Source organism: Desulfomonile tiedjei DSM 6799 (assembly GCF_000266945.1).
GTDB classification, from domain to species: domain Bacteria; phylum Desulfobacterota; class Desulfomonilia; order Desulfomonilales; family Desulfomonilaceae; genus Desulfomonile; species Desulfomonile tiedjei.
In genome coordinates, this window is sequence record NC_018025.1 from 4,643,513 (window position 1) to 4,666,690 (window position 23,178).

Here is a 23,178-nt window from a genome sequence, read left to right on the forward strand (position 1 = left end):
GTAATCAAACTTGACCTCTCCTGATTGCTTTGTTACAAGACCGAATAGCAAGCGTCCCCAATTCTGTCCCCCGGAAACGAGCTTGACGCCAACTCAAACACGGGCTAGCGGAATTGCCAATTCTCTCAAATGGGATTTGGCGAAATCCGTTGCCAAGCTCAATCAACTGTCCGAAGTGCTTGCCCCTGTCAAAGGGCGGCGTATGCTTGTTCTTTGCCATAACAACCCTGATCCTGATTCCATCGGGGGTGCTTATGCTTTCAGTTTTCTCCTGGCAAAGAAATTTGGAATTCGCTCGGTTCTGGGTTACGGTGGAGTAGTCACGCGGGCTGAAAACAAGGCCATGATCCATCGTCTGCGCATCAAAATGATGCAGTTGACCAAGGTCGACCCGTCTAAATATGGCGGAATAGCACTTATTGACGCTCAACCCGGTACCGGGAACAATTTAATGGATGCTCGGAAACCTTCTCCGCTCATCGTGGTCGATCACCATCCATTACGGCAGACAACACTGAAAGCGCCGTTTCATGATATTCGCACGCGGTACGGAGCCACATCCACCATCATTACCGAGTATCTTGTTGCCGCGGGATTAATCCCGTTGCGTTCCGTCGCGAATGCTCTTCTGTACGGCATAAAGGCCGATACGAATTCTCTCACCAGAGCAGCCGCCAAAGTCGACTTCACCGCGTTCAACTATCTATCGCCACTTACAAATCATCGCATCATAGGTCTGATCGAGAGGCCCGCGTTATCATCGGAATATTTTGAGGATCTGTACAATGGTATATCCAAAACAATTATATATCGTGACGTGGCCATATCCGATTTAGGGGAGATTCATTCCGAAGCCATTGTGCCGGAATTGGCCGATCTGCTCCTGCGGACGGAAGGCGTGAGTTGGTCGTTCTGCATAGGAAAAATGGATAAGCTCCTCATTCTTTCCATGCGATCCACTACTCGGACTCATAAAGCCGGATACGTGCTAAGACGACTTGTTGCCGGCCAGGGATCGGCAGGTGGGCACAGAGAAATGGCAGGCGGCCAGGTCCCTCTCACAGGGAAATCCCCGCAGGAAAAGAAGGAGCTTCCCTCGAAGCTCATCGCGAGTTTCTTGAAACTCATCAAGAGGGAGCGCTGTCAGCCCAAGCCTTTCGTTCACACGGATGCCAAATGCAAAGCGGCAGAATAGCCACTGCAGTACAGTTTGCGGAACCTTTTGTATTCAGTCGGGGGAGATCAGGGGGCTACGATCCGGCTGGCGTCCGTACCGGCATAATCGTTGTTTATGGAGTTGTAAGAATTCTGTCCGAATCAAAATCTCCCCTTAAGAAAAGGGGGGTATAGATGCGGCCTTTATCACAATTGCCAAAATTAGTGTCCGATTGAAGATTAGGAATATTGGTGGGTGCCGTGCCTCCGTGCCGGCACATCTTCAATATGATCAATGATATCGATAGAATGGACCGGCAGGGACGCCGGTCCCCACTAGTATCTTGTATTGGAGCATGGGATAAACGTCAGGATTTTTCGCAATCGCTATAAACAAAGCGTTTCGTAATGAGTAGTTTTAAACGCGAACATACCTGATCGATCAAATCAGTTTTTTTCTGATGTATCGTTTTTCTGCTCGCGCTGTTCAAGTATTCCACGATTCACGCAATACTGAGGCACTTTCCCGGACTTGAACGCCAGAATATTGCCTGCAACGACTTTTCCCACACCTTTGTAATTGAGTTCTGTTGCTCCTGCTACATGGGGAGTGGCAAACACGTTCGGCATAGAAAGAAGCGGATTTGCCTGATTTACCGGCTCTTGTGCGTAGACATCCAAGCCTGCCCCAGCGATTCTCTTATCCTGAAGGGCACGCAATAGGTCTTTTTCATTCACCACAGGTCCCCGGGAGACATTGATCACGTATGCAGTGGGTTTCATGGCAGTAAAGAGAGGTTCGGAAAACAGATCTCTCGTTTGATCGGTCAGAGAAACCGTAGAGACAACGAAATCGGCATGTTGAGCAAATTTGTAGAAGTCGGACAAGCTGCCTGCTCTGACTACGCCGCATGCTGCTTCCGCATCCGGGTCGGGAGTCCGGCGGATCGCTTCAACTCTCATGCCGAGCGCATTCAGCCGAGAGGCAAGCGCCTTGCCTACTCTTCCCAACCCCACGATCAACGCAGTCCGTCCCATGAGGATATCACCGACAGGTGCCCCCCAGAGTCCTTTCTGGAATGCTTCGAAACATTCGTGTATTCGTCGCGAGAGTCCGAGCATCAAGAGCAATGCGTGTTCGGCCGTGGAGTCCGCATTTACCGTCACATCGCCGGGGACGTTGCAGACGAGTATTCCCCTAGCAGTCGCTGCAGGAATGTCAACTCCCTCCAATCCAACACCCCATTGATGAATGAGCCTGGCCGATGTCCTCTCGATCAACTCCGGCTCGAGCCTGTGCATAAGCGGGATGATCACATCCACGCCGAGTCCGAGTTCTTTTACGTGTTCGGAATGACAGTTAACTATCTGATCTTCCGGCAAAAGCAATGCAAGCAGTTCAGGGGCTCTTGGGAAAGTAGTGCCGCAGAAAAGGATTTTCATGTACTTTGATCCTGATAGACGGTCGTTTCCTGACTGAAATGTCAAAACTGGGAGACAACCGCATACTGAAGGCCGGGATGCCCATTTATGGGACACACATTTCGCTCGATGTACGCGGTGATCGGGAAAAGCGGGCATGTGTTGCCAGGGACCAGAAATCTGGGAAGTCTCATAGAAAGCAGTTCGGAAAACCCGGTGCCGTACTGCCGAGCCAACAGAGGTTCGCCGGTCACGGGAATGTCCGGATTCAAGGGAACTTTTATACTTCTGATCTGGCCGTTGCGCTCACACACTACAATGATATGTTGTATGTTCCTGGCCTGATCGTCGGCATTCGAACCTTGAATGAATTGGCCCCTGTAGCCGCAGGATCTACAGGTGAACTCAAGTATTTCTCCTTCAGACCAGGAATAAGTGGCGCTGGCACATAGAATTAGACAAACGAAAAACACCTTGCCGCATATTTTCTTCATCATCGTTCTTGGCCTCCCGGTTTCGCAGGCGCAAGGCCGCGGGGCGGAAGAATCAATAATAAACATTCACGGGAAACGCAATAGGTATCGGCAAAAAAACGAGTGAAGATTTGTCCGATGGGATTTGACAATTTGAGGTAAGCGGTCAGTCAAAAGAGCTTTTCAAGGAAGCCTTCCTCGACCTATTAGGGGGGATCGGCGTCCCGAAAGTGTCTCAAAATTCTCGAATACACAACAAATCGTGCCACGATTATCCATCTCTATAAGCTGACAGCGTGGCCAATGTAGGATGCGATGACCAACGGGAATCGCATCAGTCGAGGTCTTTCGCGACCGATGCGATTCGCTTCGCTCATCACATCCTACGTGAGCTACAATCAGTCTGGGAAGACTATGAGAAATTCGTGCCACCATCTGGGACAAATTTCGACTTTTGAGACAGTCTCTCCCTTCCGGTCCATTCTATGGATATCATTGATCATATGAAAAATGTGCCGGCACGGAGGCCGGCACCCACCAATATTCTTATTTTCGATCAGACATTGATTTTTGACAATTTTACAGCCTTGGATCAAGGCGATCAGTCTATTTTGCCGTCGATCCGATAAACGAAAAATCTGCGATTTGGATGAAGAAATCCGCTATCTTCCGCAGCAGCCCGAGGCGGTTGTTTCTCAACTGTTCGTCTTCCACCATCACCATGACTTTATCGAACAAAGTGTCTATCGGTGCTTTCAGTTCAGTCATCAGTTCCAGCGCTTTGGCGTAATTGCCGGAATCGATGAGCGGAGCTGATTGTGCGGCAACTTCCTGAAATTTTGAAAAAAGCTGTTTCTCAGATTCTTCCTGGAACAAATCGGGAGAACACTCTGTAGGCTCCACATTTTTCAGTATGTTCACCACCCGTTTGAATCCGATCATGATGGAGTCGAAATCCGGTCGCATTTTCCACTGATTCAAAGCTTCTACCCGGCGACGAGCGTCCACGACATCATCAAACCGAGCCCGCACCACTGCTTCGACCACATCGAGAGAAAACTCCCGGGATGTATGGAAATTGACAAACCTGGTGCGGAAAAATTCAAGCACGTCAGCTTCCACTTCCGATAGACCTCTGGTTCGCTTATCACCGATGAGCTTCACTGCCTCCCTGATGAGCCAGGGAAGGTCCACGGGCCTGTCGAGATTCATCAGGATCTGGATGATCCCAAGCGCATTGCGCCGCAACCCGTACGGGTCTGCAGCTCCGGTTGGAATCAAACCTACGCTGAAACAGCCTGCGATCGTGTCCATTCTGTCTGCGATGGAAACGAGTGAGCCAACGATCCCTTTGGGAAGACTGTCTCCCGCAAATGCAGGAAGATAGTGTTCTCGCACTGCAGTTGATACTTCTTCAGGCTCCCCGTCCATTTTCGCGTAGTAGCTTCCGATAATTCCCTGCAGCTCAGGAAATTCATAGACAATACCCGTTTCCAGGTCACACTTGCATAAGAGAGACGCGTGCTTCACCACGTCCACTTTGTCCGGAGCAAGCTTTTTCGCCAGCATCATTGCAAGCTCTGTAAATCTTTCCACTTTCTCGTGCGCTGTTCCTAATTTCGAGTGGAACACCACACCCTTGAGTGCCTCTAATCGTTCCATGAGAGGAACTTTTCGATCCTCACGGAAATAAAAGCGTGCATCTTCCAGCCGCGCTTTCAGCACTCTCTGATGACCGCGCAAAGACATCTGCGGATCCTGGACAGGAGTATTATTGACTGCAATGAAACGGTTCGTGATGCGCCCGCCGTCGTCCTGCACGGAAAAGTATCGCTGGTGTTTTTTCATGCAGGTGATGAGGATCGAAGCCGGGAGTTCCAGGAAATCCGCGGAGAATTCTCCCATGACAGGGTACGGGCTTTCCACGAGATACGTTATTTCATCCAGAAGATCCGGTTCCTCGAATACTTTCAGACCTTTCGACGCTGCAAGCTCTTGCACGAGCCGCGAAATTTCCGAACGCCTCCGCCCTGGATCGATAACGACTCCGTGATTCTCGAGGGAATCGCGGAACTGGTCGAACCCTGAAACCGCGAAATTTCCCGGATTGGTGAACCTGTGGCCTCGGGTGCTGTTTCCGGTTTGAATGTTTCCGAAACTGAACGGAATGACCTGTCCCTCGAAAAGAGCGACAATCCAGTGAACGGGACGGGCGAACCTGACGTCCAGTCCCATCCAACGCATGGTCTTGGGAAAGCTGATCTTTTCCAACAGAACAGGAAGCTCTTCCGAGAGCACCTCAACCGTGGGACGTCCTTCTTCTCTCTTGCGGACTGCCACCTGCTCGCCCTTCGAGGTGCTCACAATCAGCAGGTCTTTCACGTTTACACCCTGGCTTCTGGCAAACCCTTCTGCAGCTTTGGTAGGATTTCCGTGCTCATCGAATGCCGCAGATTTTGCCGGACCGGTCTTTTCTATTTCCACAGAGGATTGCACCGGGGCGACATCCAGGGCTCTGAAAATGAGCCGTCTGGGAGTGGCGTACCATTCCTGTGAACTGTACGAAATACGTGCATTATCCAGGAGCCTCCCGAAAAGCTCACAAAAGGACTGAGTGGCCGGTGGAATGAAGCTCGCGGGGATCTCTTCGGTTCCTATTTCCAGGAGAAATTCGCCCTTCATGACTTCGCCCCGCTTTCGCTGAATTTGTTCAACAAAGGAAATCCCATGGCCTCACGCTGGGCCAGGTATGCCGCAGCAGCCTTTCGAGCCAGATTGCGGACCCGGTGAATGTATGCGGTTCGCTCAGCCACACTTATTGCTCCGCGTGCATCCAAAACGTTAAAGACGTGGGAGCATTTGAGACAGAAATCATACCCGGGCAGCACGAGCGGTTCCTCTAAATCGAAGAGGTTATTGGATTCGGTTTCGTAAAGATCGAATAGCGTGAACAGCATCCCTATGTCCGCCTTGTCGAAATTGTAGATCGAACCCTCTACCTCGGACCGGTGGTGAATGTCACCGTACGTGATGTCACCTGTCCATTTGAGATCGTAAATGCTCTCGACTCCCTGAAGATACATGCAAATCCGTTCAATCCCATAGGTGAGTTCCACGGAAACGGGCTTCAGGTCTATACCTCCTGCCTGCTGAAAATAGGTGAACTGGGTGATTTCCATACCATCCAGCCACACTTCCCAACCGACTCCCCAGGCTCCCAGGGTCGGAGATTCCCAGTCATCCTCCACGAACCGGATGTCGTGCTCCAGAGGGTTGATTCCGAAAGCTGAGAGAGACTGGATATAGATGTCCTGTATTTCCAGAGGTGAAGGTTTCAAGATCACCTGATATTGGTAGTACTGCTGTAAACGGTTGGGATTTTCTCCGTAGCGTCCGTCCGTGGGTCTGCGAGACGGCTCCACGTACGCGACGTTCCACGGTTCCGGCCCGAGAACCCTGAGGAAAGTTGCCGGGTTCATTGTTCCCGCGCCTTTTTCCATGTCATAGGGCTGCTGAATAATACATCCCCGGTCGGACCAGAACTTTTCCAGGGAGAGTATCAACTCCTGAAATGTAAGCATGTCAATCCTCGTACGAGTCATTCTGCCGGTGCAAGAATAAAAGTGGGCAGCAACAGAATTTTTTAACACCCGCGCTGACGCGAGTCAAGTCTGGCGGAAAATTAGCAGTGGATCAGTTTGAAAAATATGCTTCGAGTCTCTCCTGTGTTTTTTATATCTTGACAAAAAATCATGGGTGTGATTTGACGCGTATTCGGAAAAGCCCCGGGTTTATTGAGGTGTGACGGGTATATTAGTTTTAAAATTTTCGAGGAAGATAAGAGTTATTTCCACATGACAAGTTTTATTTGGACTCTTTTGACATATTTTATGGCTGCAATGGGGCTTTTTTGGTTAATTCTAAAAATGTTAGAGTTTTTTTTCCCTTCAATTCTGCCGTGGCTTAATTGGAGATGGACGTTTTCAGGTATTGTTGTCACGTCACTTCTCTATGCAGCAATTAGGGTTTGGCCTTGGCGTCCGATCAGACTTCCAATAGCAGGGACAGACGCCCACATTACCATTCGTTTTGATGACATCCTAAAAAGTGAGGGCAATATTGCAATAGCATCTAGCAACTTCTTTAATACTGACTTGAGCTTTATATCAAAATCTAGTTTGCTCGGACAGTATATACTGAAATATTTTAATGGAGGTACAGCAAGAATTGAGGAGGGAATATCCAGATCTTTACAGCATATTACTCCCGAAAAAGTCATCGTATCTAGAGGTAAACCGCTATCATATCCAATAGGAACTGTGGCGATGTTCGATGGGCCTAAGAATAACAAGGTGTTTCTGTTAGCAATTACAGAGATTTTGGAAGAAGATAACGAAGAAAAAATAACCTCAAGCGCTTCGAACGTACAAAAAGCCTTGGAAACTTTGTGGGATAGGGCAGAACAGAATATTAATGATGGAATATTAAATATGGTGCCTCTCGGATCAGGAATATCGCATAGTTTTCATCGTCTTGTAGAATCTGTGATGTTTATCGCCCTTTCCTTCGTTAAACGCTGCAAAATAAGGCGCCCTTGTTCGGAATTAGTCATTTTTATTAGAAAATCTGACGTTAAATTAAAGGATTATGGTGCCCTAAAGCAAATAATTGAAGCTATAACAGGGTGACCTACAACTGATTATCTCACAGGTTAACTAATTCCTTCACACGTGATCCGACGCACCAGCTTCCATAGCAGGCGTGACTCTCAGGTCCGATGCACTCGCCCAAATTGTAATACACGAAGTGAAGGACTACCGCAGCAGCTAAGTTCTCAACTTTCTTTGAGAATGCGTTTTTTAGCCGTATAAATCTTCGCATAGACATGCGCATTGTAACTGTTCTACATAGCTCGTGGATATGTGGCGCTGTCAGAGTTGCCTTTTAACCCGCATAATGCAGACGAAGCAAGTGCCCCGCCCTGCTATTCAATCGCGATTTGCTTCTCCCCGTCTTGTCGGTATAATGCCTCGAAAAAAATGATCCGTGACGAAAGGAAGACGTATGTTGATTCGGCCGCGAGCCGTCATGTTAGGCTTTGTTTTTTGGTCATTGTGCGCGACTGCGGGGGCATCGGACCCTCAGCTTCTTGAAAAAGGCAAATCAGCTCTGGAAGCAGGGCTTTCTGATGAGGCCATATCTCTGTTTACTCAACTTATCGGCATCGATCCCTCCGCAGCCAATTATAATCAGAGAGGCCTTGCGTATTCAGCGGCAGGCAGGGACGGCCTCGCAGTCCGCGACTTCGAGAAAGCGGCATCTCTCGAACCGCAACAGCCTCTCTACCACCTCAGAAAAGGAGCCGCCCTGACCCGCATTGGCAACTATCAGGAGGCTGTGAAAAGCTTATCTCGAGCTTTGGAATTAGAACCTGATAATTTTCAAACCTTCGCGTATCGAGCGAGGGCTTTCTTTCATCTGGGACAGGCTAACGCTGCAATGGACGATTTGACCAGGGCAATTCGCCGTAATCCCAGCAATGCGTCGCTCTACAAGCTCAGAGGCGACATCCTCTCATCCGCTGGTGAATTCGACAGTGCGATACAAGATTACGATACCGTTATCAGGCTTAAACCCAATGATTCAGCGGCGTACAACAACAGAGGCATAGCGCTTGCCCAATTGGGAAAGCTGCGGGAAGCGGTGGACGATCTCAACAGGGCTATGGACATAGCATCGTCCACTCCGTCTCAAATGCAGGTACCTGGAGTCCAGGGCAACCCATGGTAGTTCGATCGATACTCGTTTAACGATGGCATTAGAAGCAGCATGAGAAACAAGTCGGCAATCATGGAAATTCGTTGAGTGTCTCGTATGGAATCCTATCGTTACGAAATAATCCTTGAGTCCGCCATTCAGGAGGGTCTCGAGCGCTCGCAGGTTGTCAAGAAGCTGGCCGCTCTGTTCAAACGAGACGAGCCTGCGATCGACAAGCTGCTCACACTGTGTCCGAGAATTATACGAAAAGATGTCGATCGTGAGACTGCACGTAAATACGTGATGCTCATAAAAGCTGCCGGGGGCACTGCCAGAATACGCATGGAGAAATCAGCAGAGACCCCGGCCCACACCGATTCGCCTGTTCAAGCCGATAGAGCTCTTCCAGAAAACCGTTCCGGTCAGCCTGTTCAAACCGACTCTCCGGCGCCGGAACCTGCAAACGATACTCCTTTAAAGGGGAGTGTGTTTGCTTATGCTTCCTCAGGAAGCGACGATCCGGCCCAGTCTGATTCGGTAGTGGAAAAAACAGCGGAATCGGGAAAGATATCGCATCTCTCGTGCCCGAGATGCGGTTACTCGGCCGAAAGAGAAGATGATGTGATGTTCGTCCGGGGTGATTGCCCTCGATGCGGACTGCTGGTGAGAAAAGAGTTGGCTCACGCAATTCAGGAAGATGATGAGCAGGAAGAACGTGAGATCGATCTCTATGAAGCCAAGATGCCTGCAACATGGGAAAGACGGGCCCTTGCTTCTTTGTACCATTTTTCCCTTTTCCTTGCAGCTCATGCAGGTTTCACTTTGTTGTGCATTTTTCTTTTTGCTCCTCTGGAGTCTGTCGGGGATTACATTTTCCGGAATTTCCTGCGCACAGGACTGGAGGCGTTTCCTCTATTTTCCGCAGTGGCGTTCATATTGGCAGCATGCATCGGAGTACCTTTGATTAATGGCGGTCGGACGTGGGCGCAGAGTAAATTCGAAATATCACTTCTTTATACTGATGAAGCCCAGACAGGTGGATTGTATTTCTCTCTCATTTTTCGCGCTGCAGCTATATGTGCTATCAGTTTCGTACCCGGTCTGTTTGTTGGCTGGGTGGCGCAGAGCATGAATTGGCTCCGGCACGAGATTATCTGGTTTATCATCATGACCGTGTGCGCTGCTCTTTCCTGGGGGGCTGCTTGCTACTATGCCTTGAAGCGCCCGGACAAGCGCAGTCTTCTCGATTTGGCTGCAGGCACGATCCAGGTAGAAGAGACAGTCCTTCCCGACAAAGCTCGAATGATGGCATTTGGTCTATTTGCTGCAGCAACAGGTTTTTGGATTGTTCTCGGCATCCTGCTGCCCTTACTGCAAAGATTTGTGAAATTCTGAACCTGCTCACTTTATGGGGAATCGTGAGAGACTATATAAAATAAGTCCCTATTGTTATCTCCTGAATTGCGAAATAGTACAAGATGTCATACTCGTACAGTTCAAATACATTTGGTGAGAGAAAAACATGTTCGAAGCCCTAAGTACGGTAATCGACAAAGAACTTTGCACGGGATGCGGCCTTTGCGTTGAAATATGCCCTGTGCAGGCCCTTTCAATACGCGACGGCAAAGCTGCGGTGACTGGATCGTTCTCGCTCAATTGCGGTCATTGCATGGCTGTCTGCCCTACAGAAGCAATTAAAGTCGGCGCTCTCGAATCGACAATGTCCAAATTCAAGACTTTCGCTGCCGATGACCGTTGGCTTTCGTACGGCGAGTACGACACGACACAATTGGCCGGACTCATGGGATCGCGACGATCGTGCCGCAGTTTTCTCGACACACCCGTGGACAGGCGCATTCTTGAAGATTTGGTCAAATTAGGATGTACAGCCCCTTCTGCTACGAATTGTCAGATGTGGACGTTTACCATTCTTCCCTGCAGAAAGGATGTGGAGCACCTCGGGAGGTTGATAGGGGACTTTTATGCCAAACTGAATGCAATGGCGGAAAAATCCTGGCTTCGTTCCATTATGAAACTCGTCGGAAAACCGGAACTCGATCAGTACTACAAAAACTATTATGAGTTCGTAAAACAGGGGATGGAGCAATTCAGGCAAACAGGCCGCGACCCGCTGTTTTACGGAGCACCTTCGGTCATAGTAGTAGCTTGCGATCAACGAGCGTCACTTCCCAAGGAAGATGCCATGCTCGCAACGCAAAATATGCTGCTTGCAGCTCACAGCCTGGGTCTCGGAAGTTGCCTGATAGGAATGGCCGTGGAAGCAATGAAGCATGAACCGAGCATTCGGCAGTCGTTGCACATTCCCGATACAGAGGCAGTCTATGCCATAATAGCTCTCGGTTATTCCCGCGAGACGTATGAGCGACAAACAGGCCGCAAGCAAGCTGCCATTCGTTTTTTTGAGACTTCTTCTTGATCCGAAGGTCGCGGACTGCAAATTCTATAGTCACTGCCAAAAATTCTGTCGTTTATCCCGCGTGTGAATTACAGGATATTGGTAGTGACCGGCGTCCCTGCCGGTCCATTTTATCGATATCATTGATCATATTGAAGATGTGCCGGCAAGGAGGCACGGCACCTACCAGTACCCTTGTCCTCAATCGGACATTAGTTTTGACAATTCCTATAATCTGCTGAATTTGCAGTCCCACTTCCGCTTAGTGCCTACTTTTAAAACTAAACCAACATCACTGTAACCGTCCGAACTTGCGGATCAATCGTTCTGCAGCTTTAACACCCGAGTTGAAGCTCACTTCGAGACTCGACTTGTACAGTCCGTCGCCTGCAATAATCAGATCGTCATACTGCTCTTCAAGGGCTTTCCTTAGCGAATGGGACCGGGAAACCGCTCCGGGTGGAAGTTGAACTGCTCCATGCTCCCAACGATATACCCGCGAGAAAAGCACCTGTTCTGACAAGCCGGGATATAGACCGCTTATTTCGGCGAGCGCTGCGCGTTCCACTGCATCGTCAGGTGCATCGAATAAAGCGCGACTCGCGTCTTCGCAAAGGATTGCTGTGATCATCTCCTTGCCGTCCGGCACGTGCGACATTCCCTTGTGACGGTCAAAAACCAGGGTCCCTACAGTTTTGAAATCCTTTCGAACCAGATTTGAGATCATCGACGTGCCCTCACGCACTCTACTCAGAGCGAATACCGCCACTATAGATGGAGCGTACACGATTGCGTTCAGGCGAGTCTTTATCTCGGCTGATAAGTCGGGACAGAGCAGCGGGACAATGGGTGCTGGAATCGCGAGAATAACAGCATCATACAAATTTGTCCCTGATCTATCTCCACCAACCGAGATTGCGTACGCATTTCGTCCGGCCGCACGGCGCACATCCAGGACTGGCGTAGAGAGACGCACATCCAAAGTTGCCGCAAGTCGTTCCGGCAGCATACCCATACCGCGTTCGAATGAAAATATCTTAAATCGAGTGAGATTCTTGATAGTAGAGAGAAAGGCAAGTTTGGAGTTGCCTTCCGGAGTACCGAGGAAGATTTCACAGAAAATAGGGTATGCAATCAACTCGAGGATGTCTTCGTCATAGTGGGTGAGCAGGTAGTCGGCTGACGATTCCTGCTCCAATTCGAGGGTTTTTGCCGTCGGGTCTGCAAGGTTCAACGCTGCACCGAGTGACTGTGCGTAAAGGAACAACTTCACCATGTCTTTCTTATTACGTAACGAGAGAAGTTTGTACGTAAAGAAATCTTTCGGTGACCCGATTTTGATCTGATACTCGCGACCTCGGGCAAACGTGGATGATGTACCGGGTGTCTCTACCAACGCGTTACCTGTGCCGAGGTCTCCAAGAAATTTTGTGAGATTCCGGTGAAATTCCGGATAGGTATAGGCAGCCTTCTCGACAACGAACCCGTCCACAACCTCAGAACTCATTCGGCCGCCAGCGAAAGAATTCTTCTCGAAGACTACGACATGATGGCCGGCGCGGCTCAGGAAGTGCGCAGCAGCCAAGCCGGCAATTCCTGCGCCAATAACGGCAATTTCAGCACACATGAATACCTCCGAGCATCCCTGCTGCACAAACATCATATGTGAACGCTTCGTTCAGAGACTAAAGGTCTGTGCACCGGACAACTTACAACAAGAAATCAGCCTGACCCAGAGAATAATTTTTTGAATATTCCGATACCTTTCGCAGTCTTCATTGCATCTTTCTTCATGCAGTTTCCGCTCACTGACAATATGAATCCGCGTCAGGTCGGAAAACCCAGGTTATATGTCAGTTCCGGCTAATGCTTTTTGCGTCTCCACGTGTCGCCTTTCTTCTCATAATCGTTTTCGACTGCAGACCACGCCACCTTATGAGCAGTGGCTTCTCTTGACGAGTGTCCCTTTCGCTTTTTCGCATCCTTGTATTCTTCGTACGCGCTATTAAAGGCTTTCATATAGATTTCCTGAGCATGCTTGGGCAGATTGCCTTTCACATTATCGGGCAAGTCACTTATGGAATCGTAAGGCATGGTCAATTCTCCTCCGTTCTGTAATTTGTCGATTCGCTATGCATATCGGATAATGTCGTGCAAACAACTTACACTAATATAATCCCGGATTTCTTGCGTCAAAGCCGCAATCTGTCTCCTTGACAAGGATACACCGATTGTAAGTTGAAGGAATAAGAGTACGGCATTCCGCAGGGATTTCCTCGTGCGTGCCGATCACGAGGAATCCCCCGAATCGTAAGCTCTTCACGATTTTGTTGAATGCAGCCTCGCGGGATTCGCCGGAATAGTAGGTCAGAAGACTGTTTCTCAGAAATATCACATGGAATGCATCCCCAGGCGGATCGTCTCTCGTGAAATCGTGAACCCTGAAATCGACTGATTGTCTGACAAATGGAGCAATAGCAGAAATATCTTCTTGCCGAGTCGGCCTGAAACAGGTTTCCAAAGTAGCCTTATCTACCTCTCGAAGACTGCTTCTGTGATAGAGGCCGGCTTGTGCTCGTTCAATCATATGAGCATTACTGTCAGTAGCCTGAATACATATTCTTGGTGCTGTCGGCATCGTTCTACTGAAACCGTGCCACAACATGGAGAAGCTGTACGGCTCTTCTCCCGACGCGCAGCCGGCAGACCATACCTGCACGAATGACTCATTTTCGACGAGCAGAGGAAACACGAACCGACGCAGATCATCCCACATTTGGCGATCTCTGAAAAAACGGCTTATGGAAACTGTCAGCAACCTGCGGATCTCGTCCATGAGCATGGGATTTCGATTTGCCGTTATGAGATATTCTTGCGCTGTATCAAGCCCTAAGGAATGCATATGTTTGGTTAAACGTTTCTTGACTCCTTTCCGGATTTTGCGGTAACCCTTCCAGGATAAATCGAAGTGTGCTAGAATTTGCTGGAACTGCTCGTCATCGATCATGAAAGTTGTTTTTCCGATTCAGCTTTCCTTTGTTTCTTCCAGTATGAAACTTTTTGGCATACGAAGAATCCAATTAAAGGGTGGATTACGAAAATTTCGTTAGAGAGCTTGACAAGTACATTCAAGATGCACACAAAAGTTTTGGTGGACAAGAGGCTTGGCCGGAATAGCGGCCAGGAAAGTATAACTACGACAGGAGGAGCTGATGAGCTATCCAATAGCTGCATCAGGGTTTGATGGTTTTCTCAGCCAGGTGAGAACAATTCAACCACTTTCAGCCGAACGCGAATTTGAGCTTGCAGTCAAATTTAAAGAAACCGACGATCGCGAGGCCGCGCATGAGCTGGTGGTTTCGCATCTACCGGTTGTGGTGAAGGTGGCTTTTCAGTACAGGTTTTATCAGTTCCCCGTCCAGGATCTGGTTCAGGAGGGCACCATCGGGTTGATGAAAGCCCTGAAACGATTCGATCCATACAAAGGATATCGTCTCGTTTCCTTCGCGATATGGTGGATAAAAGCCTATATCAAGAATTACATATTGAAGTCCTGGAACCTGGTAAAGCTCGGGACCACGCAGGCTCAGAGAAAACTCTTCTACAGGGTTGGAGATATCGGCGAGCACGCAAGTCAGGAATCCAAGGACAAGCGTGTCAAAGACCTGGCGGAGCAACTAAAAGTCAAAGAAGACGATGTCATCGAAATGGAAGCCCGGGTCCGCGCCAGGGAGTGGTCCCTCAACGAGTTGATGGGGGAGGACAAAGAACTTGAGGCTATCGAATTCCTCCAGGACCCGTCTCCAGATCAGGAAGAGCAGATCATGCAGAAGGAAACGGAGCAGGCTCTTCCCGTCGTGACTGAAAAAGCCATGGAGAAATTGGACCCCAGGGAGCGCTTCATTATCGAGCAACGCTTTTTGGAGGAATCCCCCTGGACCCTCCAAAAACTCGGAGATCACTTTGGGACCACGCGAGAACGGGTCCGTCAACTTGAGCAGAGGGCCCTTCGCAAACTAAGACGCGAACTTGAATCCAGTGGGGCTCAAGCCCTTCTACCCGCCTGATTTCGAGGAGAGGTTTTGCACGTGCAGACCTCTCCACTTGCACCCACCCTATCGGAAGGCCTCTTTCTCGCGGCAAAGTCTTCAGGCTCCAGGAATAGACTTTTATGACACATTCGTCCAAATGCAGGTTGGATTCTCTCCTGGTTAGCCGCGGACTTGTGACCTCAAAACAACGAGCCCAGGCACTCATCCTGGCGAGAAAAGTGCTCGTGAATGGGATTGTCGCTGAAAAATCCGGTAAAGAAGTCCCCGCTGATGTAGAGCTCGTCATAAAGGAAGAACTCCCTTACGTGAGCCGGGGAGGCCTAAAGCTGGAAGCAGCCCTTGATGCCTTTCGTTTGAATCCTTCAGGGTTAACTGTCCTGGATGCAGGCGCTTCCACAGGAGGCTTTACCGATTGCCTGCTCCAGAGAGGCGCAGCCCGGGTTCTGGCCGTAGATGTCGGCTATGGCCAACTGGACTGGAAGCTCCGTACGGATTCGCGTGTATTCCTCATGGAACGTACAAACATACGGTTGCTCGATCCGGCTTCTCTTCCTTTTCCTGTGGATGCAGCAGTGGCCGACCTCTCTTTCATTTCCCTGAAGTTGATACTTCCCGTGCTTGCAAGACTGCTCCAGCGCTCGGCCTGGGTTGTTCCTCTCGTCAAACCGCAATTTGAAGTCGGTCGCGACGATGTAGGCAAAGGTGGAGTGGTGAGAGATACGGAAAAAATTACGGCAGCGGTCAACGGCATCCGTACATTTGCGGAAACCTGCGGTTTTGAGGTAATTGCTCAGATTGAGAGTCCTATTACAGGCCCCAAGGGAAACCGGGAATTCTTGCTTCATCTGATCAAGAATCCCGAATCAAAGCGGTAAAAGTTCCCTCTGCTTCGATTGCCAACAATATCAATCTATCCTCGTATTTATGCAAGTGTATAAAACAGTGGCCAATTGCGAAAAACACTTCTGGCAATTGGTAGGTGCCGTGCCTCCGTGCCGGCACATTTTTCAAATACAGATCAACCGGTTCGGGCCGGCAGAGAGAGACTGTCTCAAAATTCTCGAATCCAGAACATCGTGCCACGATTCATCGTCCTTGCAGGGGTCCCGCGAACACGCGGGATGCCTGCCCTCCCGCAATGACCGGCACGGAGGCCGGTCACTACCGGGCACCCACGAGGGATGCCCCTACAATCAGGCCGTGAAGATGATGAGAATTTCGTGCCACGATCGGGGGATAAATCCCGACTTTTGAGACAGTCTCTAGACACCGACCCCCTACTGATTCATCTAAGGCACAATGTGTTCAAAAGGTCAGAAATTATGTTATCCGCTATAAGTCCTTTTCTCCCAACCTTCCGGGACAATCACTTTGAGAGCGCGAGGGTGAGATTTGAATACCAGGGGTGTTTGCTCGCTCCGGGTTTCTCCGTCCAGGCTTAGAGTTATGTTCCATCTTTGGGATAGGACGGCGATCTCATTTGTTTCGATGGTTTCCACTTCTTCCAGATCGGATATCCGTCCTATCAGAGACAGAATCGCCACTTTCAGTTTTCCCCATGCTCCTCTCTTTTTTAGCATCATAATCCACAGCGCACCTGTTGTCAGAGCCGTTCTTCGACCCACATCCGGCCAACTCGTCTCATACGGATTGTTTCCGACAAACAGCAGAGGAACAAATCTTCGGGTGGTCACCCCATCCCATTCCAGTGTCACGCGAAACCAGGGCAATCGCGGGAGTATCGTAAGAATCGCGAGAATCATTGCCAGCCATTTTCCGATGTACGGTCGCAAACGATCTCGGAGGCGAATTATTTTAGGATAGAAACCGAGGCTTGCATTGTTGAGAAAGTACCTGCCATTCACCTCCCCGACATCGATAGATCTCGTATTGCCGCTGCATATGACATCAACAGCTTCATCCAGATCGAGCGGCATTCCAAGGTCTCGGGCGAAATGGTTCAGAGTCCCAAGCGGGAGCACCCCCAGCACAATATCACGTCCCACGATCTTCTGGATGACGGCATTCACGGTTCCGTCACCGCCTGCTGCCACGACAATGTCAGTTCCTTGTTCAATTGCAGAATCAACGTGTTTGGAGATGTCTGCCGCATTCTCCGGCACAAAGACACGTAAACTTACATCCGGATGCCGTGCGAATGACTCTGAAATCCGTACCCTCGCGTCTGAGGTCACAGCTCCGGCGGAAGCGTTGCAGATGACTATTACCTTCGGAGCAGGGGTGTTCACTTCCAGCGAACCGGTTCCCATTATATGCTCCAGGTGAGCTTCAGGTTTACTCTTCCAAACAGCCTGCGGGACTTGTAATCCATTTTCCACGATCTCGGAAACGCACACACATGATCCGGGCAAATTCGTTCCGGGTTGCATCCCATTCGTACGCTGTGACATCCGCATAATTCCGAGTTGTATCAATTACATTGAAGCTGTTGGGCGTTGATCTTGTGCGATGAGACAACGCGGTCCCGGCCTGCACTATGAGAATGGACCGAGTTTCTTCGTCGCTTTTGGCTGTCTGCAAAGTGTATCGATGATGGGCGTGTCCTGCCAGGACCATATCTACACCGGCTCTTTCCATGGAAGCCAGTGCCTTTTCAGCTCGACCCACTGCAGCGATTCCCTTGATTTCCTCGGAAGCAACAATGGGATGATGGACTGCGACGATCTTCCAGATATCGGAATTCACGGATCGCATGTCGGTCTCCAACCGTTCCATTTGCTTATAAGATATACGGCCGCCGTCAAAAACAAATGAGCGTGCGGAGTTAATTCCCATAATGAACAGTTCGTCGTCTCGATATTGCGGTTCTATATTGATCCCTATGTAACGCCGGTAGCGGGTCAGAGGTTGAAGGAATCGGTTGTACACGTTCCAGAGCGGTACATCGTGATTCCCCGGAATAATTAGTTTCGGGCTCGGGAGTCGTGCTATGAAAGCCGCGGCTTCTTCGTACTGGTGCCTTCTTGCCCGTTGCGTGAGATCCCCGGATATCACGATTACGGTGGGTTCCAGTTGGCGTATTTCGGAGAGGAGAGGTTCCACCAGTTCGGGCACGACCGTCCCGAAATGGAGATCGGAAAGATGTACTATTCGGGCCATTGGTCCATGAAATCCCCATGGTAATCTGATTTCTTGGCGGATGCCATACGATGAAGACGATCTTACATGGAATTGCCTTTATTTCGAAGCGACTCACCTGAATGAGCTATCGAAGCTTAGAACTCAATTCTGTGTACATCAATTTGTGTGGAGGAGAAAGCCTGAATCAGGCTTCCCCCTCGACAATACTATGAAACGTATTCGGGTCGTTCAGCACTCGGTCGTGCACGAGTAGCAGCGCCAAAACCGCCCTTTCTGAACTCGGAAAACAGGCCGATCATTCCCTTGTTGAACGCGGGCAGATCTTTGGGGCTTCGGCTGCTGACCCAGTTTTCGTCCCGCACGAGCTCGTTGTCAACCCAGTTGGCTCCCGCATTTCGGATGTCGTCTCTGATTGTGTGATAGCTCGTCATTGTTTTGCCTTGAACTAATCCGGCAGACACCAGCAACCATGGCCCGTGGCATATTACCGCCACCGGTTTATTCTTTGCGTCGATCGCCCTGATGAATTTCTGAGCTTCCGGTACAACCCGCAGTGCATCCGCATTCAGGGCGCCTCCGGGTAATAATACAGCATCGAAATCATCGGGATCGGCCTGGCCCAAGACCATGTCTACTCTGAACTCATCTGCTTTCACATCATGATTGACGCCCTGTACGACGCCCGAATGGGGGGCCAGAATCTTTGTCGTGGCTCCAGCTTCTTCCAAAGCAGCTTTCGGACTTGTCAATTCAACCTGCTCAAATCCGTCCGTAACGAGAATGGCTACTTTCAAACCATCTAATCGTCTGTATTCGTCAGCCATTTTTATTTCCTCTTGAGAAACATTGAAGCGTGCCATGAAAAGACACGCCTTACTTACTAAGACATATTTTTCCTCAGAAGTTCTCGGAGCTGCGTTGGCGCACAGACTGATTGTCAAAAATTCTGACGTTTATCTCATGATCCAATTCAAGATATCAGTGGAGATCGGCGTTCCTGAAGGTCCATCATTTATTATCTTTAAGATGTGCCGGCACGGAGGCCGGCACCCACCAATACCCCTATCCTCAATCGGAAGCTAATTTTGGTAATTGTTACAAAGGCATCGGGCAGACTAGGTCGTGGAGCAACAAGGCAGGTGCCGTCCTGACTGCGCAGGTCAGTGGCACCCTCTGTATCCAGGATCGACGGCGGTTTTGGGTGCCACGGACCTGCCCCTGCAGGTCCGTGCTGTCGCCTCAACGAGTTCTCAAGATTCCGAGCGGATGCGGAAGAACCTTCGTTTTCCGATCTGGACTATCTGTTCTTTAGACCCGACCGGGATCTCCTGTGCAGCATCGGAAACCTTGTTGCCATCGATCTTCACGCCACCCTGATTAATCAACCTCCTGGCTTCGGAGCCTGATACGGATGCAAGAGAAGCTATCAGATCCACCGCTATCACCTTATCCGCGGAAATGGATCTCAGTGGTATCTCGTCGGGGACCTCTTTGCGTTGAACCACTTTCTGGAAGTGCTCTTCAGCTTCAGATGCGGCCGCGGGGTTATGGTATTCAGCCACAATACTGCGTGCAAGCGCCTTCTTGATGTTCATCGGATGGAATGGATCGTTCGATTCCTGGTGCTTTTCTATTTCTTCGAGCGCGGCAGCGAACTTGGCCACTTCCGAGGGGTCCACATCCGTCAGTAGAGTAAAGTACTTCACGACAAGATTGTCCTGGATGGACATGGTCTTGCCGAACATGTCCTCAGGAGTATCGTCCACTGCAATGTAGTTCCTCTCGGTTTTGCTCATCTTCTTGGACCCGTCGAGTCCCTCGATGAGCGGAGTCATAATTACGATCTGCGGCGGCTGATTGTGCTGGATCTGCAGATCGCGGCCGGCAAGGAGGTTAAATTTCTGGTCGGTTCCTCCCAATTCCACATGGCATTTGAGCGCAACAGAATCGTACCCCTGCATGAGAGGATAGAGGAATTCCGTGATGCTGATGGGATTTCCTTCCTTGTACCGCTTCTCGAAATCATTGCGTTCCAGCATGCGTGCGACAGTGGATCTGTAGGCCAGATCAAGGCAATCGGCAAACGACATGGGATCGAACCATTCGCCGTTGCTGCGAAGCTCGGTCTTGCTCTCGTCCAGTATTTTGAAGACCTGCTGCCTGAAGCTCTTTGCATGCTCCCAGACTTGTTCTTTGGTCAGCCTGACCCGCGCCTCACTCCGTGCCGTGGGATCGCCAATGCGGGCTGTGAAATCACCTACAAGAAATATTGCCGTATGACCCAGATCTTGAAAATGTTTCAATTTTCGTATGGTGACCATGTGCCCCAGATGGATGTCCGATGCAGTGGGATCGACCCCGAGTTTAATTCGCAATGGCGTGTTGTTCTCGATACTCCACTTGATACGCTGTCGCATCTCCTCTTCATGGATAATTTCTTCCACGCCTCTCATAATCTTTGCCATTTGAGTGTCAACATCCGGGAACGCCATTTCATCACCTTTCGTGCTGTCGGATTCTCTCGATAAAGGACTGCATAGTAATAGATCGGGTCCGCATTTTCAATTAAAAGTCAATGAAACCCACAAAGTATGTCGCTCTACACCGAGAGTCGGCCGAGCTTTGCTACAAAGCATGTACCTTCATCAGTTTCATTACCTGAATAATGGAAAATGTTCCCAATGAAAGCGACATTTCACTCGCTGGAGTTTCATCGCAGTATATTTTTCTTTAATCTCAGCGAAATAAGAAGAAACGAAAGATCACTTGGAATATTTCATCATATTTACTTGATTTATATTGACAAAACACCCAATTACATATTAGACTTCAACTGGAAGAAATTGCCCGAACCGCACGCCTTCGTGTTACGGTTCGGAAACGATAATCAGCCCGTAGCCCTAATGAGGAGGGCGTCCAATGGTAAAATTCTTCTTAATAGTGCTTTCCGGTCTCGCTTTAATGGGGTGCGGAAGCTCCGATCTCGAGCAAGCGCGAATCGAAGATCAGAAGGTCATCTCCGATCTCAAAGCCAAGCTCGCTGATGCGCAAAGCGCAATGGAAGTCCGTCAGAATGAAATTGACCGTTTGACACGCCAGATGCAGGACGTAACCAGTAAAAATAATGAGCTGCAGAACCTTTTGAAGACAAGAATCGAACAGAAGACCGCAAAACCCGAACCGCCGGGACGTGTCGAACTTCTTGGCGCAAAAGCCCTGGCGGAGTACAAAGCCGAACAGTTGAGCCGCAGAGTGGAGAAGCTCACCACCGACCTTGACCAGAGAGAACGGGAACTGGCAGAGATTAACCAGAAGACGAAGAACCAGGGAGCGGAAGTCGAACAATTGCGACAGACGGTCGCGGAACTGCAGAAAACCGATGCGAATCGCACGGCCGAACTGCAGGGCAGGATTGAATCCATCACCAAACAGTTAAAAGAACGGTCCGACGCAGCAGAACAATTCAGGCAACAGTTGAACGAGAGAACCGAACTGCTCAATGCACTCAAGAATGCTGTCGCGGATGCAGGCAAATTGAAAACCACTGCCGAATCGGAAAACGCCACGCTAAGGCAAGCGCTTGAGGAGACGAAAAAACAATTGGAGGCGGCTAATGCTGCTACTGAAGAAGCTCGTCAGGAAGCCGTGAAGTTCCATGCGTACGGAGAGCAGATTTATACTCAATCGGGCCAATGGAAGCAATATGCCGAACAGATGAAGCAGGAGGCCGAACGCCTTAACAGCGAACTTCAGGCAGCGACAACGGAGATTACTCAATTACAGGAACAGGTTCAGACCCTCCAGGCGGAAATTCAAAAGCCTTCAACCGTGGAGCGCCTTCTTCAACCTCCCGATGTTCCAGGAGAGCAACAGACGCAAAGTCTCAACTAATATTAGACGTCCTTCAAGCTATAAGAATTTGAGGTACTTTGCAAACATTCCCGGTATTCTCTGTCTGTTCAGAGTATATTCTTCTCCAAAAACGATTATTTCAGACGAATGCGCAACTGGATGCGGTGTAGGCTTGGCTTTACACAATAATTCCCTTTCTGTGTAAGAATACAGGCCGATATACGGACGATACATGAGTAAGAATCCGGCCCAAAACGTAAGACCTCGTTGGAAGAAATTCTTGCGTGCTTTGGCTGTGATATTCCTGATCACCATTCCGATAATAATTGTTGGAGCGGCAGCTCTCCTATTCGTCTATGAATTTGGTCTGGGACCATTCAGATGTCTCCCCTCGGATGAGACTTTGATCAGACATTTCCAGAAACATCGAGCCGATTTCGAACTACTCGTGCAGATCTACCGGGAAGATCCGGACCTGCCTAACAATTTCGGCATGGTATCAAAACCGACTCCGGAAATTTCAGCAATCATGAATCGAATTAATGTGAGAGATCTCCGAAGTGACTGGACGATATGGCTACCACCGGATCCATATTCGGAAGAAGCCAAAAGTGAGACGAAGGCACGAAAACTCATTCAAAAAGTTCACAGAGGTGAGGCTGAAGGACGCAGATTTAGCGGTGTGTCGATGACCTACGACCACGGACCGGTCAGAAGGTTTGATAAATATCTTTCAGAAGTGTTCAAAGGCTATTATTATACTCCTTTTCCTCCGAGGGTTGAGAATGGTTTGCTCAAAAAGCCGGATGGAGCTGAGCCGGTCTTCCACCATTTGAACACGTATCCACCAAGGCTCATATTGGGCGACTGCGTTTATCGGCAGTTTGCCCCACAATGGTTCATCAAACTGTGTCAATAATTTGTGGTGACAATCTGAATAAGGGACATT

At 49.5% G+C, this 23,178-nt stretch carries 20 protein-coding genes and 1 pseudogene; 9 read left to right on the forward strand and 12 right to left on the reverse strand.

What is annotated here, in order from left to right; translation table 11 throughout:
• The first annotated feature begins 82 nt into the window (after positions 1 to 82).
• Positions 83 to 1,195, forward strand: coding sequence for a DHH family phosphoesterase (locus DESTI_RS19765; protein ID WP_041286341.1), 1,113 nt, complete (start codon positions 83 to 85; stop codon positions 1,193 to 1,195).
• A 407-nt stretch (positions 1,196 to 1,602) separates the two neighbouring features.
• Here DESTI_RS19765 and DESTI_RS19770 read toward each other — a convergent pair whose 3' ends face one another.
• From DESTI_RS19770 to glyQ, 4 genes are all read right to left on the reverse strand, one after another.
• Positions 1,603 to 2,598, reverse strand: a complete 996-nt coding sequence (locus DESTI_RS19770; RefSeq protein ID WP_014811750.1) for a 2-hydroxyacid dehydrogenase — start codon at positions 2,596 to 2,598, stop codon at positions 1,603 to 1,605.
• A gap of 41 nt (positions 2,599 to 2,639) precedes the next feature.
• Positions 2,640 to 3,074, reverse strand: a complete 435-nt coding sequence (locus tag DESTI_RS30895; protein WP_014811751.1) for a hypothetical protein — start codon at positions 3,072 to 3,074, stop codon at positions 2,640 to 2,642.
• A 582-nt stretch (positions 3,075 to 3,656) separates the two neighbouring features.
• Positions 3,657 to 5,732: a glycine--tRNA ligase subunit beta gene (gene glyS, locus DESTI_RS19780; RefSeq protein WP_014811752.1), complete on the reverse strand. Its 2,076-nt coding sequence runs from the start codon at positions 5,730 to 5,732 to the stop codon at positions 3,657 to 3,659.
• Positions 5,729 to 6,631: a glycine--tRNA ligase subunit alpha gene (glyQ, locus tag DESTI_RS19785; RefSeq protein ID WP_014811753.1), complete on the reverse strand. Its 903-nt coding sequence runs from the start codon at positions 6,629 to 6,631 to the stop codon at positions 5,729 to 5,731. Before glyQ ends, glyS begins: the two co-directional genes overlap by 4 nt.
• 273 nt (positions 6,632 to 6,904) lie before the next feature.
• Here glyQ and DESTI_RS19790 point away from each other — a divergent pair, with 273 nt between their 5' ends.
• On the forward strand, positions 6,905 to 7,738 hold the full coding sequence (locus DESTI_RS19790; protein WP_014811754.1) for a macro domain-containing protein: 834 nt from the start codon (positions 6,905 to 6,907) through the stop codon (positions 7,736 to 7,738).
• A 36-nt stretch (positions 7,739 to 7,774) separates the two neighbouring features.
• Here the strand turns inward: DESTI_RS19790 and DESTI_RS31420 are convergent.
• Positions 7,775 to 7,981: pseudogene (locus DESTI_RS31420) on the reverse strand (IS1 family transposase); the annotation flags it as partial.
• 133 nt (positions 7,982 to 8,114) lie between these two features.
• Between DESTI_RS31420 and DESTI_RS19795 the strand changes: the two are divergent.
• The 3 genes from DESTI_RS19795 (at position 8,115) to DESTI_RS19805 (ending at position 11,244) form a co-directional block, all read left to right on the forward strand.
• Positions 8,115 to 8,840 carry a tetratricopeptide repeat protein gene (locus tag DESTI_RS19795; protein WP_014811755.1) on the forward strand — a complete coding sequence of 242 codons (726 nt, stop codon included), beginning with the start codon at positions 8,115 to 8,117 and terminating at the stop codon, positions 8,838 to 8,840.
• A gap of 84 nt (positions 8,841 to 8,924) precedes the next feature.
• Positions 8,925 to 10,202 carry a hypothetical protein gene (locus DESTI_RS19800; RefSeq protein WP_014811756.1) on the forward strand — a complete coding sequence of 426 codons (1,278 nt, stop codon included), beginning with the start codon at positions 8,925 to 8,927 and terminating at the stop codon, positions 10,200 to 10,202.
• Positions 10,203 to 10,329: 127 nt separating this feature from the next.
• On the forward strand, positions 10,330 to 11,244 hold the full coding sequence (locus DESTI_RS19805; RefSeq protein ID WP_014811757.1) for a nitroreductase family protein: 915 nt from the start codon (positions 10,330 to 10,332) through the stop codon (positions 11,242 to 11,244).
• A 271-nt stretch (positions 11,245 to 11,515) separates the two neighbouring features.
• On the opposite strand, the gene DESTI_RS19810 is transcribed toward DESTI_RS19805, so the two are convergent.
• The 3 genes from DESTI_RS19810 to DESTI_RS19820 form a co-directional block, all read right to left on the reverse strand.
• The gene (locus DESTI_RS19810) at positions 11,516 to 12,850 is read right to left on the reverse strand and encodes a protoporphyrinogen/coproporphyrinogen oxidase (protein WP_014811758.1); all 1,335 of its coding nucleotides are present in this window, start codon (positions 12,848 to 12,850) and stop codon (positions 11,516 to 11,518) included.
• 236 nt (positions 12,851 to 13,086) lie between these two features.
• On the reverse strand, positions 13,087 to 13,317 hold the full coding sequence (locus DESTI_RS19815; RefSeq protein ID WP_014811759.1) for a ChaB family protein: 231 nt from the start codon (positions 13,315 to 13,317) through the stop codon (positions 13,087 to 13,089).
• A 73-nt stretch (positions 13,318 to 13,390) separates the two neighbouring features.
• Positions 13,391 to 14,230: a CheR family methyltransferase gene (locus DESTI_RS19820; protein ID WP_014811760.1), complete on the reverse strand. Its 840-nt coding sequence runs from the start codon at positions 14,228 to 14,230 to the stop codon at positions 13,391 to 13,393.
• Between the two features lie 205 nt (positions 14,231 to 14,435).
• Here DESTI_RS19820 and DESTI_RS19825 point away from each other — a divergent pair, with 205 nt between their 5' ends.
• Together DESTI_RS19825 and DESTI_RS19830 are read left to right on the forward strand one after the other, a co-directional pair.
• Positions 14,436 to 15,290, forward strand: coding sequence for an RNA polymerase factor sigma-32 (locus DESTI_RS19825; RefSeq protein ID WP_014811761.1), 855 nt, complete (start codon positions 14,436 to 14,438; stop codon positions 15,288 to 15,290).
• Positions 15,291 to 15,394: 104 nt separating this feature from the next.
• Positions 15,395 to 16,150 carry a TlyA family RNA methyltransferase gene (locus DESTI_RS19830; RefSeq protein ID WP_014811762.1) on the forward strand — a complete coding sequence of 252 codons (756 nt, stop codon included), beginning with the start codon at positions 15,395 to 15,397 and terminating at the stop codon, positions 16,148 to 16,150.
• 450 nt (positions 16,151 to 16,600) lie between these two features.
• Here DESTI_RS19830 and DESTI_RS19835 read toward each other — a convergent pair whose 3' ends face one another.
• From DESTI_RS19835 to tyrS, 4 genes are all read right to left on the reverse strand, one after another.
• Entirely contained in the window at positions 16,601 to 17,545 is a 945-nt protein-coding gene (locus DESTI_RS19835; protein ID WP_014811763.1) for a diacylglycerol/lipid kinase family protein, read from the reverse strand.
• 25 nt (positions 17,546 to 17,570) lie between these two features.
• Positions 17,571 to 18,395, reverse strand: a complete 825-nt coding sequence (locus tag DESTI_RS19840; protein ID WP_014811764.1) for a metallophosphoesterase family protein — start codon at positions 18,393 to 18,395, stop codon at positions 17,571 to 17,573.
• A 188-nt stretch (positions 18,396 to 18,583) separates the two neighbouring features.
• Complete coding sequence (locus tag DESTI_RS19845; RefSeq protein WP_014811765.1) at positions 18,584 to 19,201, reverse strand: type 1 glutamine amidotransferase domain-containing protein; 618 nt, start codon at positions 19,199 to 19,201, stop codon at positions 18,584 to 18,586.
• 426 nt (positions 19,202 to 19,627) lie between these two features.
• The gene (gene tyrS / locus DESTI_RS19850; protein WP_014811766.1) at positions 19,628 to 20,869 is read right to left on the reverse strand and encodes a tyrosine--tRNA ligase; all 1,242 of its coding nucleotides are present in this window, start codon (positions 20,867 to 20,869) and stop codon (positions 19,628 to 19,630) included.
• Positions 20,870 to 21,296: 427 nt separating this feature from the next.
• On the opposite strand from tyrS, the gene DESTI_RS19855 reads away from it, so the two are divergent.
• Together DESTI_RS19855 and DESTI_RS19860 are read left to right on the forward strand one after the other, a co-directional pair.
• On the forward strand, positions 21,297 to 22,268 hold the full coding sequence (locus tag DESTI_RS19855; RefSeq protein ID WP_014811767.1) for a coiled-coil domain-containing protein: 972 nt from the start codon (positions 21,297 to 21,299) through the stop codon (positions 22,266 to 22,268).
• A 193-nt stretch (positions 22,269 to 22,461) separates the two neighbouring features.
• Positions 22,462 to 23,148: a hypothetical protein gene (locus tag DESTI_RS19860; RefSeq protein WP_014811768.1), complete on the forward strand. Its 687-nt coding sequence runs from the start codon at positions 22,462 to 22,464 to the stop codon at positions 23,146 to 23,148.
• Positions 23,149 to 23,178 lie beyond the last annotated feature (30 nt).